Raw genomic sequence first — 20,561 nt, 5'->3', positions numbered from 1 at the left:
ATGACAGCAAGACGGCTGCGGTGGTGGTCCTGGATTCACAAGTGGAGCAGCCTGATCTGCACGATCTTTGCGCTGCTCCTGTGTCTCACGGGGCTGCCCCTCATCTTTCACGAGGAGCTGGGACCAAATCCCGCGATCGATGAGGTCGCCGAATCCGGCATCCGCGCGTCCGTCGACACGATGATCGCCCAGGCGCTCGCCGAGCGGCCGGGCGAGGTCGTGCCGTATCTGTTCTACGATCGCGAGAAACCGATCGTGAAAATACCGACCGCCGCCAGCATGACGTCTGCTCCGGACACCTTCTTCTACAAGGTGTTCGACGTCAGAACCGGCAAGGCACTCAGCGTCGATCAGCCCAATGAGGGCTTCATCTATGTCATGCTGCGGCTTCATGCCGATTTGTTTGCCGGTATCAAGGGCACGCTGTTCCTCGGAGGCATGGGACTGTTGCTGGCCGCTTCGATCGTCTCGGGCATGGTGCTGTACGGGCCGTTCGCGCGGCGCCGCGGGTTCGGCGAGATACGCAAGCGGCGCAGCAGCCGGCTGCGCTGGCTCGACCTGCACAATCTGCTCGGCATCATCACCCTGGCCTGGTTCGGCATCGTCACGCTGACGGGCGTGATCAATACGCTGGCGGCGCCGATCGAGCTGATGTGGCAGTCGAACCAGTTGATCGACATGGCGGCGCAAAACAGGGGACGGGCGCAAGGCGATCGCAGGGCTCCGGTCGACCTGGTGCTCGCCAGGGTCCGCGCGGCCGTGCCGGGAATGACGGTCACGACGCTCGCCTTTCCGGGCAGCCCGTTTTCAACGCCCACGCATTACGCGGCGTTCCTGACCGGGAATACGCCGCTCACGAGCCGCATCCTCAAGCCGGCCATCATCGATGCGGCCAGCGGCGAAGTCGTCGCCGTTCGCGACATGCCGTGGTACGCGACAGCCCTGTTCGTGTCGCAGCCGCTGCATTTCGGCGACTACGGCGGACTGCCGCTGAAGATCATCTGGGCGATCCTCGACATCGTCACCATGATCATCCTGATCAGCGGCCTGTATCTCTGGCTCGCCAAATGGCGCTTGGGCTCTGCTGTCGTCGACGCCGTGGGAGCAGCCCCGGCTGAGCCCGCCCGATGACGACAGGCCGGACAAGGCGAGCGCCCTGGGCGATCCCGGCGCTGCTGGCGCTCGTGACGCTGTTCGGTCTGCTCGCGGCCCTGATCGGTGAAGGGAGCATCTGGTGGCTCCTTTCGTGGGTGACGCTGGCGGTGCCTTGCCTGTGCAGCGGATATTATCTCGTCCGCGGCCTTTTGCCGCCCGAGCAACCCTGACACCGCGTCCGGTCCGCTCTCCGCACTGCCCGCATCGGAATTCGACGTTGCACACGGAACTTCCCGCGCTGGCTCCACTTTGAATCGGCAACGGAAGCATGCCCGATGAATGCCGAAACGGAACTCAAATTCCACCTTGCGCCGCGAAAGCTGTCATCCGTCCTGCGCGCCAGCGCTTCAAACGGACGACGCGGCGACCGGTCGGAGCAGGCGCTGGTGTCGACCTATTACGACACCAGCAAGCAGAAGCTCAGGCGACATGGTCTCACGCTCCGCGTCCGCAAGGTTGGCGACCACTACGTGCAGACCGTGAAGGCCGGCGGCTCCGGAACCGTGACACGCGGCGAATGGGAACATGAGGTCGCAGGCGCAAAGCCCGACTTCAGGAAGATCAAGAACACGCCTCTTGCGGACCTCGCGTCCAAGAAACTTCCGCGCAAGCTGCGGCCGGTGTTCCAGACCGAGGTCCATCGCACCACGGAGGCAAGGCGGGTGCGACGGAGCCAGATCGAGCTCGCCGTCGACCGCGGCCGCATCGGCGCCGGCCGGCGCTCGCGGCCGGTCGCCGAGCTCGAGCTGGAATTGAAGTCCGGGCAGGTCGCCGATCTGTTCCGACTGGCGCGCAATCTCGAACGCAGGACGGGCGCCGAGCTCGATCTGCGCTCGAAAGCCGAGCGAGGCTTTCAACTCGTGACGGGAAACGGCGCGGGCGCGCAGTACGCCGAACCGATCGAGCTGAAATGCGAGCTCTCGCCGCGCAACGCCTTCGGCGTGATCGCGCATTCGACGCTTCGCCAGATCACGGCGAATGCCGATCCGGTGCGGGAGATGGATTCGGAAGGTGTCCACCAGATGCGCGTCGGCCTGCGGCGCTTGCGGGCCGCGATCTCGCTGTTCTCCGACATCCTGCCGCGCGCCAGCACGGAGCGGATCAAGGCCGAGCTCAAATGGCTCACGGGCGAGCTGGCACCGGCGCGCGAGATCGATGTATTCCTCAATGAAAGCATTCGGCCGATCGCGGGCCAAGCCGTCCCGAAACGCGGCGCTCGCGCGCTCGCCAAGAAGTTTTCCGCAGAGCGAAGGGCCGCCTTTGCGCGCGCCCGCGAGGCCGTCGAATCGCCCCGCTACCGCCGCCTGCTGATCGACGTGATCGAGTGGATCGAAACCGGACAGTCCCGCGCCGGTGACGACCAGTCGATTGCTGCTTACGCCGCCGCAATGCTGGACCGCCGGATCAGGAACGCGCGCAAGCAGGGCAAGGATCTGAACGATCTCGACCCTGGACAGCGTCACAAGCTGCGGATCAAGATCAAGAAGATCCGTTACGCCGTCGACTTCTTCAGGAGCCTCTACAGCGATCGCGACTTCAAGCAGCTCGCAGGCCTCTCCGGCCGGCTGAAGACGATTCAATCCGCGCTGGGATCGCTCAACGACTTCATGACGCATCGCGAGCTGGCGACGGAGGCGGCGTTGGCGGCGCCGCCGGCGAACCGGCGCGCGCAGGCTTTTGCTTCAGGGTTCATCGTCGGCCAGGAGCGCGAGGCGGCGCACGGCCTGATGAAGGACGCCGCCAGGGAGCTGCATCGATTGCACCGGCTGCGGGTCGCGCCGGGCAAGTGACCGTGGGAGAACCGGGATGTCATGGGTCGGCAGTTGGCGAAATCAGTTCGGCTCCATCCTTCGCATCATCAGCGAGACGGAGGAGCGCATCGAAGGCACGTTCGAGACCGCGCTCGAGGACAGCGGCTTCTATGGACAAACGGTGCAGGTCACCGGGTTTCATCGGGGCAATTGCATCGGCTTTGTCGCCGTGGGCTCGTCTGCGACAGGCGACCGCGTCGTTTCGTACGCGGGACTGTTGCGCCACGGGAAGATGGAGACCGCCTGGTTCGTGGTCGCCGACCAGGCGCTGATTGCCGCCAACGAGGGCGATCCCGCCAAGCTCAAGCCGCTGAACTGGTGGCGTGCGGTGACAACCAACGTCGACACTTTCGAGCGGACATAGGGTTCGGCGTCCGGCCGGCGTTCACTTAACTTACGTTAAAGAACGTCACAGAATAGCCTCATTCCACCCGGGTTCGCCGTCGTATTTTGGTCCAGGATTGTTCCTTCTCTGCGGCGGGGCAGGCTTCATGAACCTGGAGACCTGCGATGCGCCGCCGTCATGTTGCGTTTGCGTTTTCCTTTACTTGCATTGTCGCGATTTCATCGGGCACCGCCGATGCACGCCCCGCTCGATCCCTCCTCGCGGCGCCGCCCGAGTGCAACGTCATCATGCCCTGCGACTTCTCCGGCTCGAACATGCGCACGACGGCATCGCGACTTCGCGCGCCGCGAGAGGTGACGGGACGCGTTGCCGTCATGCGGGTTGCGACGACGGAAGGCGCAGCCCAGGTCGTCGGCGGCCGCCCTTCCGGCTGCCCGCGCTCCTTCTGCGGATGCGCGGCGTCGATCCGCGTGTTCGGCCACATCGTGCCGGGATTGAATCTGGCTTCCAACTGGCTGCGCTTTCCGCGGACGTCGCCCGCGCCCGGGATGGTCGCCGCGCGGCACGGGCACGTCTTCGTTCTGGAGCAGCATGTCGGGGGAGACGTGTGGATGGCCTATGACGGCAACTCGGGAGGCCGGGCCACCCGCATTCACGCGCGATCGTTGCGGGGCTATGCGGTGGTGAATCCGCGAGTCGGGTGAACGAGGCCATCGCTCCGGCTTGGCACGGTCGTCCCGATCGTGTAACGCCACAAGAAAATTGCCGGGACGGAACGCTGATGGGGACTGCCGCCACCGACGACGCGGGCGATGCCAGCCGCGCGCTGATCTTCGCGCTCGTGGCACTCGCCTGCGGGCACATGCTCTCCACATTGCTGCGCACGATTCCGGCCGTCAGTCTCGACCTGATGGCGGCGGATTTCCGCATCGAGCCGCAGGCGCTGGCGAGCCTGACCTCCGTCTATCATTTTGCCTTTGCAGCCTCGCAGATCCCGGTCGGCGCGGCGATGGACCGGTTCGGCGTGCGGCCGGTGTCGCTCGGTCTGCTGGCAGGAACCGTATTCGGCGCGGTGGCCTCGGGGTTCGCGACGGGACCTGAAAGCTTTGCCGTCGGACAGCTCATGCTGGGCGTCGCGACCTCGGGCATGCTGATGTGCCCGATGACGCTCGCGGCCAAGCAATTGTCCGCGGCGCGCTTCGGATTGTGGTCCGGCGCCATCCTCTCGATCGGCAATATCGGCATGCTGCTGTCGTCGAGCCCGCTCGCCTTCGTGATCGAGCATTATGGCTGGCGGGCGGGGTTCTGGATCTCCGCGATCGGCGGCGTCCTCGTCGCGCTCGCGGTGTTCGTGCTGGTGCCGAGCCAGCCGGCCGAGCACAAGGACGACTCCTCGCCGCTGTCGCAGATGATCGAGGTGTTAAGGCTCGGCCTGTCGCGGCCGCTGCGCGGCCTGATCGCGCTGGCGCTGGTGTCGCTGGCGAGCACGCTGGTGCTGCGCGGCCTGTGGGGCGGGCCATGGCTGATGGAGATCAAGGGACTGACGCGGGTCGAGGCCGGCAACCAGCTCGGCGCGTTCACGCTGGCGATGATCGCCGGGCCGTTGATCGTCGGCATGATCGATCGCAGGCTCGGCCGCCGTCGCGAACTGGTTGCCGGCACGCACGCGGTCGCCGCGCTGCTGCTCGCGCTGATGGCACTGGGAGCGCCGCACTTTGCCGTTGCATGGCTGTTCGGCGTGACCGTCATGCCGCCGTCCTACGATCTGGCACTGTTCGTGCTCATCGGGCTCTTCACCTCCGCGCAGCCGCTGCTGTTCGGCATGTCCAGGCAACTCGTCGACGCGCAGGTCGCAGGCAAGGCACTCGCGGCCGTCAATCTCGCCTTCTTTCTCGGCACGGCGCTGATGCAGTCCGTCACCGGCGCGGTGGCGGCGCTCGCGGGGCTGCCGGCCGTGCTGCTGTTCATGGCGGCTGCGCTGGCGTTCGGCGTGCTGATCTTTTTGATCTACACACGGCCTGTCTGAGCCCCTTGCGAAATGCAAAGCCGCAGGAGATGCTGCGCCGCTATCTGCATCAAGGGAATTCCAGTCCATGCCTGTCGACCACAAAGCCGCCACCGATCGTCTCATGCGCTTCCTCTCTGTAGAGGGCGTCACCGGACAGGAGGCGGCGATCGGGCGTGAGCTCACCGCCGCGCTCAAGGAGGCCGGCGTGCCGGCAAAGGCGATCCGGCTCGACGACGCCAACACGCGCATTCCCGTGCCGACCGAGACCGGCAACCTCATCGTCGACCTGCCCGGCCGCGGCACGCTGCACAACCAGCCGCGGATCATGTTCATGACCCACATGGACACGGTGCCGCTGTGCGCCGGCGCCAAACCCAAGAAATCCGGACGCAAGATCGTCAACGAGGCCAGGACCGCGCTCGGCGGCGACAATCGCTGCGGCTGCGGCGTGCTGGTGACGCTGGCGGCCGAATTGGCAAAACAGAAGCTCGATCATCCGCCGATCACGCTGCTGTTCTGCGTGCGCGAGGAGAGCGGGCTCTATGGCGCGCGCCACGTCAAGCTGGACGAGCTCGGCTCGCCGGTAATGGCGTTCAACTATGACGGCGGCTCGGCTTCCAACGTCGTGATCGGGGCCGTCGGCGCCGACCGCTGGACCGTCGAGATTTTTGGCCGCGCCTCGCATGCGGGCGTCGCACCCGAGCGCGGCATCTCCTCGACCATGATCATGGCCCTCGCGCTGGCGGACGTGAAGGCCGGCGGCTGGTTCGGCAAGGTGGTGAAGGGCAAGCAGCAAGGCACCAGCAATGTCGGCCCCGTCACCGGCGGCGAAGGCCGCCCCGCGGGCGATGCCACCAACGTCGTCACCGACTACGTGCATGTGCGCGGCGAAAGCCGCAGCCATGACGGAAAATTCTTCAAGGAGATCACCAAGGCCTACAAGGCCGCGTTCGACAAGGCGGCCAAGAAGGTGACCAACGCGCAAGGCAAGTCCGGCAAGGTCAAGTTCAAGGCCGAGACCGACTATTATCCGTTCCGCATGAAGGAGAACCTGCCGGTCGTCAAACGCGCGATCGAGGGGGTGTCGGCCGTGGGCGGCACCCCGAACGTGCGCTGCGCCAATGGCGGCCTGGATGCCAACTGGATGGTGCGCCACGGCGTTCCGACCGTGACGTTCGGCGCGGGGCAGAACGAGGCGCACACGATCGACGAATGGATCAATCTCGACGAATATGATCGTGCCTGCGCGCTGGCGCTGCAGCTTGCGACGATGAGATGAGTCCGTAGGGTGGGTTAGCCGTGCGGATTGCGCGAAAGCGCAAACCGATCGGCGTAACCCACCACGTCTCTGCCCACGCGAAGAATAAAGAGGTGGGTTACGCCAGCGGACTGCGCTTCGCGCAGCCGCCAGCTAACCCACCCTACGAAGAAGAAGAAGAAAACACAGGGAGGCCACATGGCACGCATCGCAAGCATCGAGACCGGACTCTACCGGATCCCCCTCCCCGTTACGCTGTCCGACTCCACGCATGGCGAGATCGCGGCGTTCGAGCTGATCACCTGCCGCGTCCGCGATGCCGATGGCGCTGAAGGCGTCGGCTACACCTATACGGTCGGGCGCAACGGCGGGGCGACCGCCGACATCCTCGGACGCGAGATCCCGCCGCTGGTCGAAGGGCGCGAGGCCGACGACACCGAGGCGATCTGGCATCGTGTCTGGTGGGGGCTGCATTACGGCGGGCGCGGCGGGCCGGCCGTGCTGGCGCTCTCGGCGCTCGACATCGCGCTGTGGGACCTGAAGGCGCGCCGCGCGAAGCTGCCATTGTTCCGCCTGCTCGGCGGGTTCGATGCGCGCGTACCCTGCTATGCCGGCGGCATCGACCTCGATCTCTCCGTCGAGGCGCTCTTGAAGCAGACCGACGGCAATCTCGCGAAGGGCTTTCGCGCCATCAAGATGAAGGTCGGCCGGCCCGACCTCAAATCCGACGTCGCCCGCGTCGCCGCCATGCGACAACATCTCGGCGATGGCTTTCCGCTGATGGCGGATGCCAACATGAAGTGGACGGTCGAGGAAGCGATCCGCGCCGCCCGCGCGTTCGTACCCTACGATCTCACCTGGCTCGAGGAGCCGATCATCCCCGACGACGTCGCGGGCCATGTCCGCATCATGCAGGAGGGCTGCGTGCCGATCGCGGCGGGCGAGAATCTGCGCTCGCTGTGGGAGTTCAAGAACTACATCGCCAGTGGCGCGGTGTCCTATCCCGAGCCTGACGTCACCAATTGCGGCGGCGTCACCGCCTTCATGAAGATCGCGCGGCTGGCGGAGGCCTTCAACCTGCCGGTCACCAGCCACGGCGCGCACGACATCACCGTGCATCTGCTCGCGGCCTGCCCGAACCGGTCGTATCTCGAGGCGCACGGTTTCGGGCTGGACAGCTATATCGAGCATCCGCTGGTGCTCGAGGATGGCAAGGCGCTGGCGCCGTCGCGGCCGGGCCACGGCATCGGCTTCGACTGGAAGGGCCTGGCGAAGCTGGTGGCGTAGGGCGGATCCGCGGCCGGAGGTGCGCCCCCTCTCCCGCTTGCGGGAGAGGGTTGGGGAGAGGGTGCCTCCGCAGCGAGACCCCCAATGACGATCGAGCCCTCTCCCGGCCTCTCCCGCAAGCGGGAGAGGTGAAGCGGAGCGCGTGGCGCGATCGGTCTGCACCAGCAATCACCGTACGCATTGCTGCACGCGAGGCATTCGCTGGCGCTTGGTGCGGCGTCCCAATATTCGGCTATGCTGGCTGCAAGCCGGCCCTCCCAGTGAAAGATCCCCTGCCTTGACACCCGAGCTGCACCAGAAATTGACCGCGTGGCGCCGGCATCTGCATGCCCACCCCGAACTGTCCCTCCAGGAGACGGCGACCGCCGCCTTCGTGCAGGACAAGCTCACCGAGCTCGGCATTCCGTTCGAGGCTGCTATCGGCGGCCACGGCATCGTCGCGACGTTGACGCGCGGGTCGGCGCAAGGCTGCGTCGGCCTGCGCGCCGACATGGATGCGCTGCCGATCACCGAGGACACCGGCCTGCCCTACGCCTCGAAGACATCAGGCGTGATGCATGCCTGCGGCCATGACGGGCACACCGCCTCGCTGCTTGGCGCGGCGGCCCTGCTCGCCGCCGACACCAGTTGGAGCGGCACGGTTCACTTCATCTTCCAGCCGGCCGAGGAAGGTTATGGCGGCGCGCGCACAATGGTCGCGGCCGGACTGTTCGAGCGCTTCCCGATGGAGCGGGTGTTCGGCTTTCACAACTGGCCCGGCCTTCAGGCCGGCAGCATCGCGATCCATGACGGCGTCGTCATGGCCTCCGGCGGACGCGTCACCATCACCATCGAGGGCCATGCGGGACACGCCGGCATGCCGCATCTGACGCGCGATCCGGTGATGGCGGCCGGCCATCTGATCGTGGCGCTGCAGTCGATCGTCTCGCGCAGTGTCGATCCGCTCGACACGGCGGTGCTCTCGCTGTGCACGATCGAGGGCGGCACCGCGCCGAACCAGATCGCGGGACGCGTCACCATCCGCGGCACGCTGCGGTTTCATCGCGAGGAGATCAAGGACACCATCCTGGGCGGGATCGAACGGACCTGTGCCGGCGTCGCCACGAGCTTCGGCGTCAAGGTCACGCCCGAGATCGTCATGGGCGTCGGCGTGGTGATCAACAGCCCGGCCGAGGCCGGCCTGGCGCGCTTCGCCGCCGGGAAGGTGCAGGCGCCTGTCCGCCGCGACCTTGCGCCGAGCATGGCCGGCGAGGACTTCGCCTTCTACCTCAAGCATCGGCCCGGCGCCTTCGTCTGGATCGGCAACGGCGAATTGCGCGACGGCGCCGAGCTGCACGGCCCGCGCTACGACTTCAACGACGCGATCCTTCCCGTCGCATCCAGCTGGATGGCCGAGGTTGCCAAGACGGCGCTCAGCGCGAACTAGGGCGTGTACTCATCAATTGGCCGCATCAGCTTTACTCTCGAAAGCAGACCTCAGAGCGGACACACCATGATGTCCGCCAGTAGACGACCCGTCGCCGTTCTACAGATTTTTCAGCAAGCGCTGGTGAAGAGTTGCGGCATTGGGCTGCCTGGCGGCCCACTCCCTGTTATGTTCCCCATCGATCTTCACCCAGTACGTACGCGTAGGCGCATCGCTCCCATCGAGTGAGTTGAAAGTGCATGACGCCCTTTCTCGAATGATGGCGCCGATCGAGTCCTGAGCTTGGTAGTCGATGAGCGCGATATACTGAACCGGCGGCCCCCGCGCGGCCCGGATCATGCCTTTTCTCATTGCTTCAGGTCCGGCCCGCTCCGGCTCGGCGAAAAATTCATCCCACGTGATCGTTCTTCTGGAGTCGTCCAGGCCAATCCGTTGATAGGTGGAGGGAACCGCCAGCCGCTCTTGGATTGCCTTTTCGCAGGTCTGCACAAATTGAGAAGTGAACGGCGAATAGCCACGGACGTAAGCATACCCGAGAACAGCGACACCGAGGACCAGGAACGCTGCGATGGCAAGCCTAATCTTCATCTGTGACTCTTACAGGTCTTTGCCAACTTGGCTCTGAGCGATGGGCACCAGGGTGCAATACTCTCAATCACGCATTTGATCGCGCTGGCGTAGGAAAACAAAGGACATCACGCCGTTCACAACAAAAAAACCGCAGATGACGACGGCGGCGTATTCACCGGGAAGCCCAAGAAACATCATGACGAAGATTAGGGCGACTGCCCATGCAACGTTGATCATGATTCGTTTGAACAGCGCTCCATAGGTTGGGACACCCGCGAACCAGTCGCTCAAGAAGTACCACAGACTCATACGGCCTCATTCTGGCGAGCTGCAACGGACGGACCGATTACCGTAACTCGAACGAGACTAAGCGTGCATTAACGGGCCCGCACAACCCGGCAACTCAAATGTGCCACTTTGTCGCTGGCGGTTGCGACGTCCCATTCGGCTCTCTCTGGCCAACGTCTGGTTTGGGTCACAAGCCGCCAGTTGGCAAGCAGTTCGGCAAAGCCAGCCACGGGCCAGAAGCTGAAATTCAGGACGGTAGGTCGCGAGGCGGAACTTGATGTGAACGACGGCCATGACGAAAGGCACGGACAAATTCGAAACCACAATAAGCAATTATCGAAAGGATGATGAGGGCAGGGACGAATTTGCCGGGATGACGCACGAGCTCGTGAATGAACAAACGGAAGGTGAACCAGAGCGCAAACCAAAAATCGTCATGTATCATCATTTCGTGTTCGTCCGGGCCCAGATGCGAAAATCTACCCTTCAGTAATACCTGCAAGCCAAGTCATAGCGTCGGACGTGAGGTTTGGGCTCCGCCACCGCGACCCTAATTGGATCACCAACCTTCCCCTCAAAGCGCACGCAGCGCCCAATAACGACGTCGATTACCGGCGGCACCTTGTTCGCTTCCCAATCCTCAACTTGCATCTGCACGGCATCGTTAGAGCACTCCCTCGATACGCCAAGGATGCGACCGGAAAGAACCTTCGCTCCCTGGCGCGGCTTATCGCATGTTGTAAGTGCAAATTCTGCACGACACCTAATCGGAACGCATTCCGTATCATGTGCGGAAGCAGCGAGCGGTTGGACAATCACAATCAAGGGAAGGAAAAGCGCGGATGTCATAAATCTAAGCATTACTGGCCCGCTCGCCGTGGGTAGAGAGATTGGGTGAGCGGAAAATTGAAGAGATGCTGAGCACCGAGAAGGAGTACTGAAAAATCACGGTGAAAACGCCGAGGAGCAAGCCAATAACTAGGCCGCCAAATGCGGGAAGTGCATGCACGGTTCAGCCCCTATCATCCGCTGGCGTTCCGTCTAAAGGAAACTAGCTAAAGTTTAGTATCAGGATACACTCAATTTGGATGTTGACCCTCCGCCAAGGATCAAGGCTCGCGAACGCGAAGTCTTTTTTCCAAGCTTGTTGGAATGGTCGCTATATCGGTCGTGGTGGCGACATTGCTTTTCGGTGGGGGCAAGGATGCTAGCACCTTTGGTTTTGTCGGTCTCTTAGTAGCAACCTTCTGGGGGATACCGGCCATCGTTGTGATCACGCTGTACCGTTATGTCGAAAAGCGCGATCATGATCGGTGATCTAAAGGTCTGCTACGGGTCAAAGGCCGCCTTGACCAGTTTGCATGGCCCCGCTCGAGTCCCCTTCAGGAAGCAGACCTCGTAGAGGCAGCCACGGGCCACAAGGGACATCGAGGCTCAATTCCCACCGAAGCGAAACCGGACAGAGACGCTATGCTTCAGTCCGTATCTTTACCGTGCTCGCAACTTGAGCGAGAGATTCTTCAACAAGATCAAACACTGTCGGCGTGTGGCAACGCGCTGCGACAAGCTCGCGGCCAACGACCTCGCATTCCTCCAGCTTGCATCCATTCGGCTATAGTTGCGCGAGTCCAGGCATGCGAAGGCGGCGAGCCTGGTGCTCGCCGCCTCCGGCATGGTCAGCATCCGCGACAGATGATCAGCTTGCGATCGATCTCCTCGTCGAGACGCCGCAGCTCGGCGTCGACGGGCGAGGCCTGCACGAGCTCCAACATGTCGCTGGGCCGCGGCTGTCGGTGTCCGACGGGAGCTTGCCGGAACAGGTCCGCGAACCTTGTCGGGGCGAGACTGCCGGGCGGGCCGATCACCGAGCGGGCGCCGGCGCGCGCGCCTTCTCCCGCCCTGAGACTCGAAACCGGCCAGAACAACACCGTAGCTGCGACGATGGTCACACCAAGTCTGATCGACATCATTCTTCTCCTATCGCGGTGACATTGCGAAGCCGCGCCTGTCCTGGATAGGAGATGCCGGCTACCCGGCCATGTCGCCCGCGATGCGATCGCGTTACGGCTGAAACCGCCTGCAGATCATGCTTCAGGAAACCCCGGCTATTCGCCTCGATCTGCCGCCCGTCGCGGACGAGGCGAGGCTCCGCGCCAGCACGCCGGCGAGCTCCGCCGACACCAGCGGATGATGAACGAGCTCGGTGATGCCCGACGTCTCGAGCGAGGGCATCGCCAGGTCGCGCGTCGAGGGCGCCGCCAGGATGATCGGCAGATCCGCTGCGGCATCATGCAACGCCGCCGCGACATCGAGCGAGGAGCCTCCGGGCAGATGACACACCAGCGCCGCGTCGAAGCGGGCGTGCGCGGCCCGGCAGGCGGCGATGGCTTCCGCCAGCCTGGTGAAGCCGACGGGTTCGTAGCCGAGCGCCGCGAGGATCTCCTCATAGCGCAACAGGCGGCGGCGATCGGTGTCGATCACGAGCACGGTTTCGCCGGCGCCAAGGAGCGCCGGATCGGAGCCGTGTGAAGGCAGCTGTGGCTCTCGGGCTCGCCCGAGGGCAGCCAGACGTCGAAGCGCGTGCCGGCGTCCGGCCGGCTCCGCACCGCGACGGCGCCACCATGTTGCTCGACGATCTCGCGCACCGTCGCAAGCCCGAGGCCGTTGCCGTCCGGGCGGGTGGTGAAGAACGGCTCGAATATCCGCTCCAGCGTCGCCTCGTCCATGCCGGGACCTGGATCGGTGACCGAAATGACGATGAAGCGGCCAGGGCCGACGTCGCAGCGCCCGACCGGCAGCGGCCTTGCGAGATCGCACGTCTTGATGCGGAGCTCGATGCGGCCGGGCTCCTTCATCGCTTGCGCCGCGTTGTTGCAGAGATTCAGGATCACTTGCTGCAACTGGGCCGGCTCCCCGGTCACGACGGACGCTTCGGCCGTTTCGCTCACCTCGAGCCTGACATACGAGGGCAGTGACGCGGCGAGCAGCGACCTGGTTTCGTCGATCAGGGTCTTGACGCACACGCGCTCCCGCCTGCCCTCGCCGCGGCGGCCGAAGCTGAGAATCTGCTCGACCAGCTCGCGCGCCCGCTCGCCGGCCCGACGGATCTCGGCGAGGCTCGCGGCGGACCGGCTTCCCGACGGAATCCGCGCGTCGGCCATTTCGGCGTAGCCGAGAATTGCACCGACGATGTTGTTGAAGTTGTGGGCGATGCCGCTGGCAAAGGTCCCGATGGTCTCCATGCGGCGCGCCTGCTGCAGGCTCGCCTGGAGACGCTCCTTCTCGCCCTCGAGCCGGGCCCGCCTGATCGCGTTGCGAATCGCATCGAAAGCCATGCGAAACAGCGAGACCTCGGACCAGTATCTGAGTGCGCCTCCGTGCAGGGCGTCGAAGCCGAGAATGCCATCGCGACCTTTGTGGGCCGCCATGATGCAGAGCCAGCCGCTCACGCCGGCTTCGGCGAGCAGGTTCATCGCCTCGTGGGGATGCGAAGCGCTCACCTTGGGGATGTAGACGATGCCGTCGTCGCCGCCGTCGGATCGCGACGCGAGCCTCAGCACCCGTTGCGGCCAGCCCTGTTCGAACCCGACGCCGTCGCGGGACCACCGATAGCTGTGCGTCGTCATGCCGACCTCGCAGACATAATAGGCACGGTCCGCGCCGATGCATCCGGCCAGCTGGTGGAGCGCCATCTCGACGTCGGCGGCGATCCGCTCGCTGTTCGAATTGATGAACAGCATCGAGATGTCGGCGATCACGTGCTCGAACGCGGCGCGGCGGCGCAGCACCATGGCCCGTTTGCGGAGCAGCATGCCGAAATAGATGATGCCGGAGAGCAGCAGCAGCGAGGTGATGTACTGGAGCAGCCGCGTCTTGCGCGCCGAGGCGCGCGCGGCGAGCTGACGCTTCATGATGACTGCCAGCATGGCGTCCTGCTCGCGATTACTGGAATCGGCAACGAGCGTCCTCAGGATGGTGTCGATATCAGGCAGCAGGTCATGCAGCATCTGTCCGTGGGTCAGCAGCGCTCGAACCGAATCCTTCTCCGCCGGCGGCGCCTGCAGTTGCGCCAGCTCTTCCAGGCGGTCCTCGACCTGGCGCGCAGCGGCGTCCGAAGTGTCGAGCGTCAGGCGCAGCATGGCGGCCGCCAGCGCGGAGGCGGCCGTCACCAGCGGCCGCGAGTCCGACTCGGCCAGCTTGTCGCTGAACAGGCCGAAATAGGCAAAGGAGTTCTGCAGCAGCGCATTCCGGCTCTTGAACCGCTCGATCAGGCTCTCCTGCCGGCCGGCCCGTGCCGACAGGACATCGATGGCCCTCGTCTGCTCGGCATCGAGGCCCGCCGTGTCGCGCAGCCGCGTCAAGGCATCGTCATAGGCATTCACCATTTGCACCAGCGCATCGTAATTGCGCGACAAGCCGGCGCGCGCGGTGAGGACCTCCCGGGTCATCCCGCGCTCGAACCGGGTGAAATCCCCGAGCGCCTGAAGCTGGCTGTCGTAACGCGCCGAATTGACGTTCAGCCCGTTGAGCAGGAGCCAGGTGAGAAGCGCGAGCACGAACGCGACGCTGACGACGGCGGGAGCTGATTTCATGGCGAGCCACCGACGGGCGCACCGCGATAGGTCCCGGTCAGGCTGTTGAGGAAGGCGACGAGCGCCCTGGCCTGCCGGTCTGTCAGCGTGGCGTTCAACTGTGCCAGCGCCATCTTGCGAACCGCGTCCTCGAGCGTCGGCGCGCTGCCGTCATGAAAATAGGGGGCGGTCGTCGCGACGTTGCGCAGGCTCGGCACGCGCAGGATTTTCGGCTCGGGTGACGCCAGCGGATGGAATATGCCGTGCCGCTCGAACAGATTGCCGCCGACGTTGACGCCTTGGTGGCAGGCCGAGCAACCCAGCGACTTGAACAGGCGGTATCCGTCCAGTTCGTCGGCCGACAGGGCTGCATCGTCGCCCTCCAGCCAGCGATCGAACCTGCTGCCCGGTGTGAGCAGCGTGCGCTGATAGCTTGCGAGCGCGTCGATGACGCCGGCGCTGTCGGGGCGCCGGCCATAGGCCGCGACGAAACGATCGCGCATGTCGGGATCGGCATCGAGCTTTGCGGAGATCTCCGCCGCGCTGCTGCCCATCGTGTGCGGGCTTTCCAGCGATGCCTTGATGTCGGCCTCGACGGTACGGAATTTTCCTTCCCAGCTGAAACGAAAGCTGAGCGTCGAATTGAAGACGGTGAGCGTGTTGAGCGCGAGCTCCACCCCGTCGAGGCTGACATCGTGCCGTCTCTGGCTCGCGCCGTTGGTCGCGGTATCGTGGCAATATTGGCAGGCGCGGGAATTGTCATGCGAGAGCCGGCGATCGCCGAACAGTTTCTCGCCAAGCGCCGCCTTCAGTGGATCGACGGCGGGAGCCGGCGGAATCGGCGTGATCGGCTCACCGCGGTCGAGCACTGGTGCCGGCGGCGACTGCGACGGCGCGGGCGTGACTTCGACGCAGCACAGCAACACCGCGCAGATCGCGATCACCCCACCCCGATAGCCGGCGCCTGGTCCGGCTCCTCGAAATCCAGTCAATAGTCGCACTGCCAGTGATATGGGGATGGAAGCGGAAGCGACGGCGTCCGCTCAACGGCTTTTGATGGAAGCGCTATGATTTCGTGAACGTGGCCATCCCCAGACGAGAGGACGCTGGCCGAACATGCCGGCCTTGAAGCTGCCCGAGATCATCGAACGGCAGGCAGCGTGGCACACGCCCAGCCCGGCGAAGGCGAGGTAGACGACGTCAGCAATCATGACAGTACCTCACGGTCCACTCGATTTCCGAACGGCTGCGGATTCCGAGATCGCGCAATGTCCGGTCGTCGAGTTCCTTCAAGGCCGCAACGGCCCTCCTGATCGCGCGCTCCCGGCGCACATGCGCCAGCAGAACCGTCAGCGTTTCACCGGCCGAGCGCAGCCAGCTCCAGCGCCGCTCCGGTTGCGTGTCGGGCGGCAGGACGCGATCGAATTTGACGACATTGCCGGTGCTGCAGGTTCCGCGGCCATCGCCGTCCTGCACCGGACTCGCCGGCTCGCCGGCCTCCGGGTACGGCTCCCAATCGCGCCGGGCGGCGAGGATTGCGTGAACCGGCATGGCCGCGGACGGATGCAACGCGGCGCCATAGAGAGCAAACCCTTCCATGAAGGAAAAGGCCACCGACCGGAATAGGCTGACCTCTCGATTCGACGCCGCAGCTTGCAGTACAGGGTCCGAACCGGTCTCCGCGTGATCCAACCTCGCGGTGCGGGCGAGACGGGTCACGCCGCGGCCATCGGGCCAAGCGACCTGCCCCCGCCCGTCGGGCTCTGCGTCATCCGGCCGAACGGAACGGATCACACTGCGAGAATGCGTCTTCATCGTAAATCTCCCACACGCTGTTCGTGGGAGGCAATGTGCAAGCCGGGCGTTACAGCGAAATCACCGTCATCGGCAAAGGGGTTACAGTTGCAATCCCGCGGCCGCGTTTCTGCTTGCGCACGACCTTTTCGGAAAAACGCTGCACACCTTGTGCTAGCGCGGCCCTCCGGGTCCGGAGCATGCTCTAGAACGGTTCTACGGGAACCGCGAAGACATAGCCGACGCCGCGCTCGGTCTGGATGACGCGCGGCGCGCTCGGATCGGACTCCAGCTTGCGCCGCAGCCGCAGCACCTGGACGTCGATGCTGCGATCGAAAATGTCCTCATGGATGCGGGTCGCCTGAAGCAGATGCTCGCGGGTCAGCGGGCGTTGCGGCGCCTCGAGGAAGGCCAGCAACAAGGCATACTCCCCCTTGCTGAGCGGAACCGGCGTTTCGCTGGGATCGATGAGCTTGCGGCCGCGGCGTTCCAGCTTCCATCCGCCGAAGCGATAGCCTCCGCGCTCGGGATCGCGGGCGCGCGCGGCCCGGCCCATCTCCTGTCGCCGCAACACCGCCCGAACACGCGCCAGCAGTTCCCGCAGCGAGAACGGCTTGATGATGTAGTCGTCGGCGCCGAGTTCGAGCCCGACGATGCGGTCGATCTCATCCGGGCGATGACCAGTCGTGATGATGACGGGCACGTCGGAATGCGAACGGATTTCCCGCAGCAGGTCCAGACCGTCCTCTTGACCGAGGCGAAGGTCGAGAATGATCAGGCTGGGCTGACTGGCTTCGAGATAGTGGTTCAGCTCAGACCTGCTGGACGCCGCCCGGGTCGGGACATTGTGCTCCTCCAGATATCTGATCACCATCTGTCGCAAGGTGGGATCGTCGTCGACGACGACGATGTGGCCAACATCTGCAAGCATACTTCTCTCTCAAAATCTGCCGTCACCAACCGGGTCACGTTCAAGATCGGCAATCATTCAAATTGGTATCAGCGACAGCCAAAAAGGTCGGCATGCGCCGCCGCTGTCCATGATGTTTCGATGACGCCATAAGCCGGTATTTCTGCGGCCAAGTCCGCTGGATGTCGCAGACGTGAAGCATTGTGATCCTAGCTAATGCTACTTTTGAGCGATTCCAGTGTCCCGGCCGGCGTGATTGTTCGCCGGTGACGAAGGGACTGTTCGACGATGACGACGGGCCGCGTCGCTGACGGCGACTCGACCGCGTGCGTGTTCGCGGGGCGCAGCGTCGCCTGCAGCCGCGCGCCACGCCCGCGCGCGTTCAGCGCGCACGAAAGTCGCGAACGTGCAGCCGGGCGAGACCGGCCGCACGGATCATTCGCCGGGATGCGTCAGGAACGAGGCAGACCCACGAGGTACTGGTAGATCGCAGCGAGCTCGTCGTCGTCCATCCGCCCGATTGGCCGCCACGGCATTTGCTCGGCGAGCCGATGTCCGTTCGGATCGACGCCCGTGCGCATGGTGGCGATGAACTGCGCCTGGCTCCAGTCCTTGACGACACCGAGATCGGGTCCGAGCGGCGGCAATTGTCCGGGCACGCCGCCTGCGAGATCCTTGCCATGACATTCGCGGCAATCCTGATAGGACAGCAGGTACCTGCCGTAACGGGCTGTCGGCCCCTTCGGCGGCGCGATGATCACACCGGTGAACACCGGCTTGGCATCCGGCAACAATCCCGCGCCCAGCATCGCAAGGCCCAGCAGGGTGAAGCGATCCGGAGGATCGGGCGTCTGCCCGCCGGTCGCGGGCAAGCTGCGGATATAGGCGATCACGGCATGGGTGTCCTCGTCACTGAGCCGGCCGGCATTGGTGAAGGACATGATCGCGAGCCATCGGCCGCGCGCGTCGACGCCATTGCGAATGGCGCGAAAGATCTCGCCATCGGACCAATGCTTCAACGCTCCTGCAGGGGTCAGGTTCGCGGGCACGAAGGAGCCGATGGGAAGCGGGAGATCCCTGCCGACGTCGCCGCCACCGGACAGCACGCCGCTGTTCGAGTGACATCCGGCGCAGAAGCTGTCGGCGACCGCCCTGCCACGGGCAATCCGTTCCGTCGTGGCCTCGACCTCGAGATCGGGGACCGGCGCGGAGCGCCAATGCTGCTTGACGATGCCCGCTGCCGTCAGCGCACTCACGCCGGACAGCGCGACGGCCGGCATTGCCGCCAGAACGACGCCGCAGCATTTCACGAGAGGATGCCTGGCCCGCAGGGCGCGCGCGCCGGACCAGACCAGAAGCGCGATGAGAGCAACGATCGCAGCCAGGACGACAAAATTCTGCATGGTCGTTCCTCAAAAAATTCTGCGCTGGTCGAAGCCTGCGCAAATATGCCTGTCGTCAATCATCGCCTTCGGCTGAAATAGCCGCTCAATATCTGCGGCCCGCCGACCGGCGCTCCGGCGGCTTACGAGCGCGCCATTACCGTCCCGTTTCATCGCGGGGCGCTCGCGTTACAATTGTAATTCCTGGCCGCGGACTTCATCGCCGCTCGTACGACCGGCCCCGGCAGCGCCACGATGCGTTGCCGGCGTAACCATTTGGCGATCACCGGAAGCCTTGGTGTAACGACGATCCCCTCAATTGCCTCTGCTCAATCGAGCGGCCGCCCTGTTGGCGACCGAGCATCGATCATCAAGAGGTCATCTCCCATGAAGATTCTTATCGCTTCGACGCCTGCGACGGGTCATCTCAATCCGATGCTGGCGATCACGCAGATCCTGGTCGCCGAGGGCCACGAGGTTGCCTTCATGACGGGCACCGCCTTTCGTGCCCGCGTCGAGGCCAGCGGCGTCAAGTTCTTTCCGCTGCCGGAGGGGGCGGACTTCGATCCGAACGACATCTTCTCGCTGGTCCCGGAACTGAAATCCATCCCACCGGGCCTCGAGTGGTTCCGCGTGGCGTTGGAGCGCATCTTCGTCGATGCCATTCCGGCGCAGCACCAGGGACTCCTGCAAGCGTTGCAGCAGTTTCCGGCCGACATCATCGTCGGCGACGACATGCTGTTCGGCGTGCTGCCGATGCTGCTCGGACCGCGCTCGCAGCGACCGCCCATCGCACTCTGCGGGACCTCATTCCTGCATTGGGCGCGCGAGGACGGCGCGCCCAATTTCCTCGGCTTGCCACCGGCAAAGACCATCGAGCAGCGCGATCAATATGCCGCCAAGGCGCGGGAGTTCGATGCGGCGGTCGATCAACCGGTGGCACTGCGCCTGAACCGGGCGCTGAAAAGCCTCGGCGTCGGGCCGATATCGATGCCGCTATTCCATTCCGTGGTCGCCCTCGCGGATGCCTATCTGCAATTGTCGGTGCCGAGCTTCGAATTTCCCCGCGAGATCCCGTCGTCGGTGCATTTCGTCGGCACGCCTCCGATCATTGCCAACCAGGTTCCGCCGCCGTCATGGGCCGAGGAGCTCGACGGTACACGCAAGATCGTTCTGGTGACGCAGGGAACGGTGGCCAACCACAATTTCAACCTGCTGGTCGCCCCGACGCTGGCAGCGCTGGCCGACGAGCCCGACATCATAGTGGTCGCGACCGCAGGCGGCCGCCCGGTGGACGCCATTCCCGGCAAGGTCCCCTCGAACGCACGCATCGCCAGCTATCTGCCGTTCGAATGGCTGCTGCCGAACGTCGACGTGCTCGTCACCAATGGCGGCTATGGCAGCGTCAACCAGGCCATGAGCTTCGGCATCCCGCTGGTCACCGCGGGATTGACCGAGGACAAGGCCGACGTCAACGCGCGGGTCGCATGGTCCGGCGTCGGCATCGACCTCGAGACCAACGAACCGACGCCGGAAGCCATACGCAATGCGGTGCGGGCGGTGCTCGACCAGCCGCGCTATCAGCTGCGCGCGACGCAGATCGCGGACGAATTCGCCGAGATCGATACGCGGGCGGAGATTGTCCGGATCATCGGCGAACTCGTGACCGACGAGACCGAGGTCTCACGACTGCGCGCGACCGCTGCGAGCCAGGGGCGGCGTGCCGGCCGGCGCGCCTGATCGCTGCCGCCTGAC

General features: G+C 64.7%; 20 protein-coding genes and 1 pseudogene. 11 read left to right on the top strand and 10 right to left on the bottom strand.

Annotation, left to right across the window (positions count from 1 at the left end; translation table 11 throughout):
• From ACVJ19_RS20420 to ACVJ19_RS20380, 9 genes are all read left to right on the top strand, one after another.
• Nucleotides 1–1,131, top strand: coding sequence for a PepSY-associated TM helix domain-containing protein (locus ACVJ19_RS20420; protein WP_456739419.1), 1,131 nt, complete (start codon nt 1–3; stop codon nt 1,129–1,131).
• Nucleotides 1,128–1,325 (top strand): hypothetical protein, encoded by a 198-nt coding sequence (locus tag ACVJ19_RS20415; protein ID WP_453950778.1) that lies wholly within the window; start codon nt 1,128–1,130, stop codon nt 1,323–1,325. Before ACVJ19_RS20420 ends, ACVJ19_RS20415 begins: the two co-directional genes overlap by 4 nt.
• 105 nt (nt 1,326–1,430) lie before the next feature.
• Nucleotides 1,431–2,945: a CYTH and CHAD domain-containing protein gene (locus ACVJ19_RS20410; protein ID WP_453950777.1), complete on the top strand. Its 1,515-nt coding sequence runs from the start codon at nt 1,431–1,433 to the stop codon at nt 2,943–2,945.
• A 16-nt stretch (nt 2,946–2,961) separates the two neighbouring features.
• Complete coding sequence (locus ACVJ19_RS20405) at nt 2,962–3,330, top strand: avidin/streptavidin family protein (protein ID WP_453950775.1); 369 nt, start codon at nt 2,962–2,964, stop codon at nt 3,328–3,330.
• A 146-nt stretch (nt 3,331–3,476) separates the two neighbouring features.
• Complete coding sequence (locus ACVJ19_RS20400; RefSeq protein ID WP_453950774.1) at nt 3,477–4,016, top strand: hypothetical protein; 540 nt, start codon at nt 3,477–3,479, stop codon at nt 4,014–4,016.
• A 77-nt stretch (nt 4,017–4,093) separates the two neighbouring features.
• Complete coding sequence (locus tag ACVJ19_RS20395) at nt 4,094–5,338, top strand: MFS transporter (protein ID WP_453950772.1); 1,245 nt, start codon at nt 4,094–4,096, stop codon at nt 5,336–5,338.
• A 67-nt stretch (nt 5,339–5,405) separates the two neighbouring features.
• Nucleotides 5,406–6,599, top strand: a complete 1,194-nt coding sequence (locus ACVJ19_RS20390) for a M20/M25/M40 family metallo-hydrolase (RefSeq protein ID WP_453950770.1) — start codon at nt 5,406–5,408, stop codon at nt 6,597–6,599.
• A 177-nt stretch (nt 6,600–6,776) separates the two neighbouring features.
• Complete coding sequence (locus ACVJ19_RS20385; RefSeq protein ID WP_453950769.1) at nt 6,777–7,865, top strand: mandelate racemase/muconate lactonizing enzyme family protein; 1,089 nt, start codon at nt 6,777–6,779, stop codon at nt 7,863–7,865.
• A gap of 277 nt (nt 7,866–8,142) precedes the next feature.
• The gene (locus ACVJ19_RS20380) at nt 8,143–9,291 is read left to right on the top strand and encodes an amidohydrolase (protein WP_453950768.1); all 1,149 of its coding nucleotides are present in this window, start codon (nt 8,143–8,145) and stop codon (nt 9,289–9,291) included.
• Between the two features lie 99 nt (nt 9,292–9,390).
• Here the strand turns inward: ACVJ19_RS20380 and ACVJ19_RS20375 are convergent, their stop codons facing one another.
• Together ACVJ19_RS20375 and ACVJ19_RS20370 are read right to left on the bottom strand one after the other, a co-directional pair.
• Nucleotides 9,391–9,879 (bottom strand): hypothetical protein, encoded by a 489-nt coding sequence (locus ACVJ19_RS20375; RefSeq protein WP_453950766.1) that lies wholly within the window; start codon nt 9,877–9,879, stop codon nt 9,391–9,393.
• A 63-nt stretch (nt 9,880–9,942) separates the two neighbouring features.
• Nucleotides 9,943–10,170: a hypothetical protein gene (locus ACVJ19_RS20370; protein WP_456739418.1), complete on the bottom strand. Its 228-nt coding sequence runs from the start codon at nt 10,168–10,170 to the stop codon at nt 9,943–9,945.
• Nucleotides 10,171–11,581: 1,411 nt separating this feature from the next.
• Here ACVJ19_RS20370 and ACVJ19_RS20365 point away from each other — a divergent pair.
• Nucleotides 11,582–11,767, top strand: a pseudogene (locus ACVJ19_RS20365) (IS5/IS1182 family transposase); the annotation flags it as partial.
• Nucleotides 11,768–11,825: 58 nt separating this feature from the next.
• Here the strand turns inward: ACVJ19_RS20365 and ACVJ19_RS20360 are convergent.
• From ACVJ19_RS20360 to ACVJ19_RS20325, 8 genes are all read right to left on the bottom strand, one after another.
• On the bottom strand, nt 11,826–12,116 hold the full coding sequence (locus ACVJ19_RS20360; protein WP_453950764.1) for a hypothetical protein: 291 nt from the start codon (nt 12,114–12,116) through the stop codon (nt 11,826–11,828).
• Between the two features lie 124 nt (nt 12,117–12,240).
• On the bottom strand, nt 12,241–12,630 hold the full coding sequence (locus tag ACVJ19_RS20355; protein ID WP_453950763.1) for a hypothetical protein: 390 nt from the start codon (nt 12,628–12,630) through the stop codon (nt 12,241–12,243).
• Entirely contained in the window at nt 12,627–14,741 is a 2,115-nt protein-coding gene (locus tag ACVJ19_RS20350; protein ID WP_453950761.1) for a two-component system VirA-like sensor kinase, read from the bottom strand. Before ACVJ19_RS20350 ends, ACVJ19_RS20355 begins: the two co-directional genes overlap by 4 nt.
• On the bottom strand, nt 14,738–15,721 hold the full coding sequence (locus ACVJ19_RS20345; RefSeq protein ID WP_453950760.1) for a cytochrome-c peroxidase: 984 nt from the start codon (nt 15,719–15,721) through the stop codon (nt 14,738–14,740). The genes ACVJ19_RS20350 and ACVJ19_RS20345 overlap by 4 nt, the downstream gene beginning before the upstream one ends.
• Before the next feature lie 42 nt (nt 15,722–15,763).
• On the bottom strand, nt 15,764–15,931 hold the full coding sequence (locus tag ACVJ19_RS20340) for a hypothetical protein (RefSeq protein ID WP_453950758.1): 168 nt from the start codon (nt 15,929–15,931) through the stop codon (nt 15,764–15,766).
• Nucleotides 15,921–16,535: a DUF1127 domain-containing protein gene (locus tag ACVJ19_RS20335; RefSeq protein ID WP_453950757.1), complete on the bottom strand. Its 615-nt coding sequence runs from the start codon at nt 16,533–16,535 to the stop codon at nt 15,921–15,923. The genes ACVJ19_RS20340 and ACVJ19_RS20335 overlap by 11 nt, the downstream gene beginning before the upstream one ends.
• 184 nt (nt 16,536–16,719) lie before the next feature.
• Nucleotides 16,720–17,445, bottom strand: a complete 726-nt coding sequence (locus tag ACVJ19_RS20330; protein WP_211412613.1) for a response regulator — start codon at nt 17,443–17,445, stop codon at nt 16,720–16,722.
• Nucleotides 17,446–17,876: 431 nt separating this feature from the next.
• Complete coding sequence (locus tag ACVJ19_RS20325) at nt 17,877–18,827, bottom strand: c-type cytochrome (RefSeq protein ID WP_453950756.1); 951 nt, start codon at nt 18,825–18,827, stop codon at nt 17,877–17,879.
• 366 nt (nt 18,828–19,193) lie between these two features.
• Between ACVJ19_RS20325 and ACVJ19_RS20320 the strand changes: the two genes are divergently transcribed.
• The gene (locus ACVJ19_RS20320) at nt 19,194–20,546 is read left to right on the top strand and encodes a glycosyltransferase (protein WP_453950755.1); all 1,353 of its coding nucleotides are present in this window, start codon (nt 19,194–19,196) and stop codon (nt 20,544–20,546) included.
• Nucleotides 20,547–20,561 lie beyond the last annotated feature (15 nt).

The organism is Bradyrhizobium sp. USDA 376 (assembly GCF_054063675.1).
Note: the sequence above shows the minus strand (reverse complement) of the source record. Positions and strands in the feature narration are given on the sequence as shown.

Coding starts and splice junctions, on each gene's coding strand:
- ACVJ19_RS20385 (WP_453950769.1), top strand. CDS start 6,777: ATGGCACGCATCGCAAGCATCGAGACCGGACTCTACCGGATCCCCCTC.
- ACVJ19_RS20320 (WP_453950755.1), top strand. CDS start 19,194: ATGAAGATTCTTATCGCTTCGACGCCTGCGACGGGTCATCTCAATCCG.
- ACVJ19_RS20390 (WP_453950770.1), top strand. CDS start 5,406: ATGCCTGTCGACCACAAAGCCGCCACCGATCGTCTCATGCGCTTCCTC.
- ACVJ19_RS20410 (WP_453950777.1), top strand. CDS start 1,431: ATGAATGCCGAAACGGAACTCAAATTCCACCTTGCGCCGCGAAAGCTG.
- ACVJ19_RS20375 (WP_453950766.1), bottom strand. CDS start 9,879: ATGAAGATTAGGCTTGCCATCGCAGCGTTCCTGGTCCTCGGTGTCGCT.
- ACVJ19_RS20340 (WP_453950758.1), bottom strand. CDS start 15,931: ATGATTGCTGACGTCGTCTACCTCGCCTTCGCCGGGCTGGGCGTGTGC.
- ACVJ19_RS20360 (WP_453950764.1), bottom strand. CDS start 12,116: ATGTCGATCAGACTTGGTGTGACCATCGTCGCAGCTACGGTGTTGTTC.
- ACVJ19_RS20325 (WP_453950756.1), bottom strand. CDS start 18,827: ATGCAGAATTTTGTCGTCCTGGCTGCGATCGTTGCTCTCATCGCGCTT.
- ACVJ19_RS20405 (WP_453950775.1), top strand. CDS start 2,962: ATGTCATGGGTCGGCAGTTGGCGAAATCAGTTCGGCTCCATCCTTCGC.
- ACVJ19_RS20335 (WP_453950757.1), bottom strand. CDS start 16,535: ATGAAGACGCATTCTCGCAGTGTGATCCGTTCCGTTCGGCCGGATGAC.
- ACVJ19_RS20370 (WP_456739418.1), bottom strand. CDS start 10,170: ATGAGTCTGTGGTACTTCTTGAGCGACTGGTTCGCGGGTGTCCCAACC.
- ACVJ19_RS20330 (WP_211412613.1), bottom strand. CDS start 17,445: ATGCTTGCAGATGTTGGCCACATCGTCGTCGTCGACGACGATCCCACC.
- ACVJ19_RS20395 (WP_453950772.1), top strand. CDS start 4,094: ATGGGGACTGCCGCCACCGACGACGCGGGCGATGCCAGCCGCGCGCTG.
- ACVJ19_RS20400 (WP_453950774.1), top strand. CDS start 3,477: ATGCGCCGCCGTCATGTTGCGTTTGCGTTTTCCTTTACTTGCATTGTC.
- ACVJ19_RS20415 (WP_453950778.1), top strand. CDS start 1,128: ATGACGACAGGCCGGACAAGGCGAGCGCCCTGGGCGATCCCGGCGCTG.
- ACVJ19_RS20420 (WP_456739419.1), top strand. CDS start 1: ATGACAGCAAGACGGCTGCGGTGGTGGTCCTGGATTCACAAGTGGAGC.
- ACVJ19_RS20350 (WP_453950761.1), bottom strand. CDS start 14,741: ATGAAATCAGCTCCCGCCGTCGTCAGCGTCGCGTTCGTGCTCGCGCTT.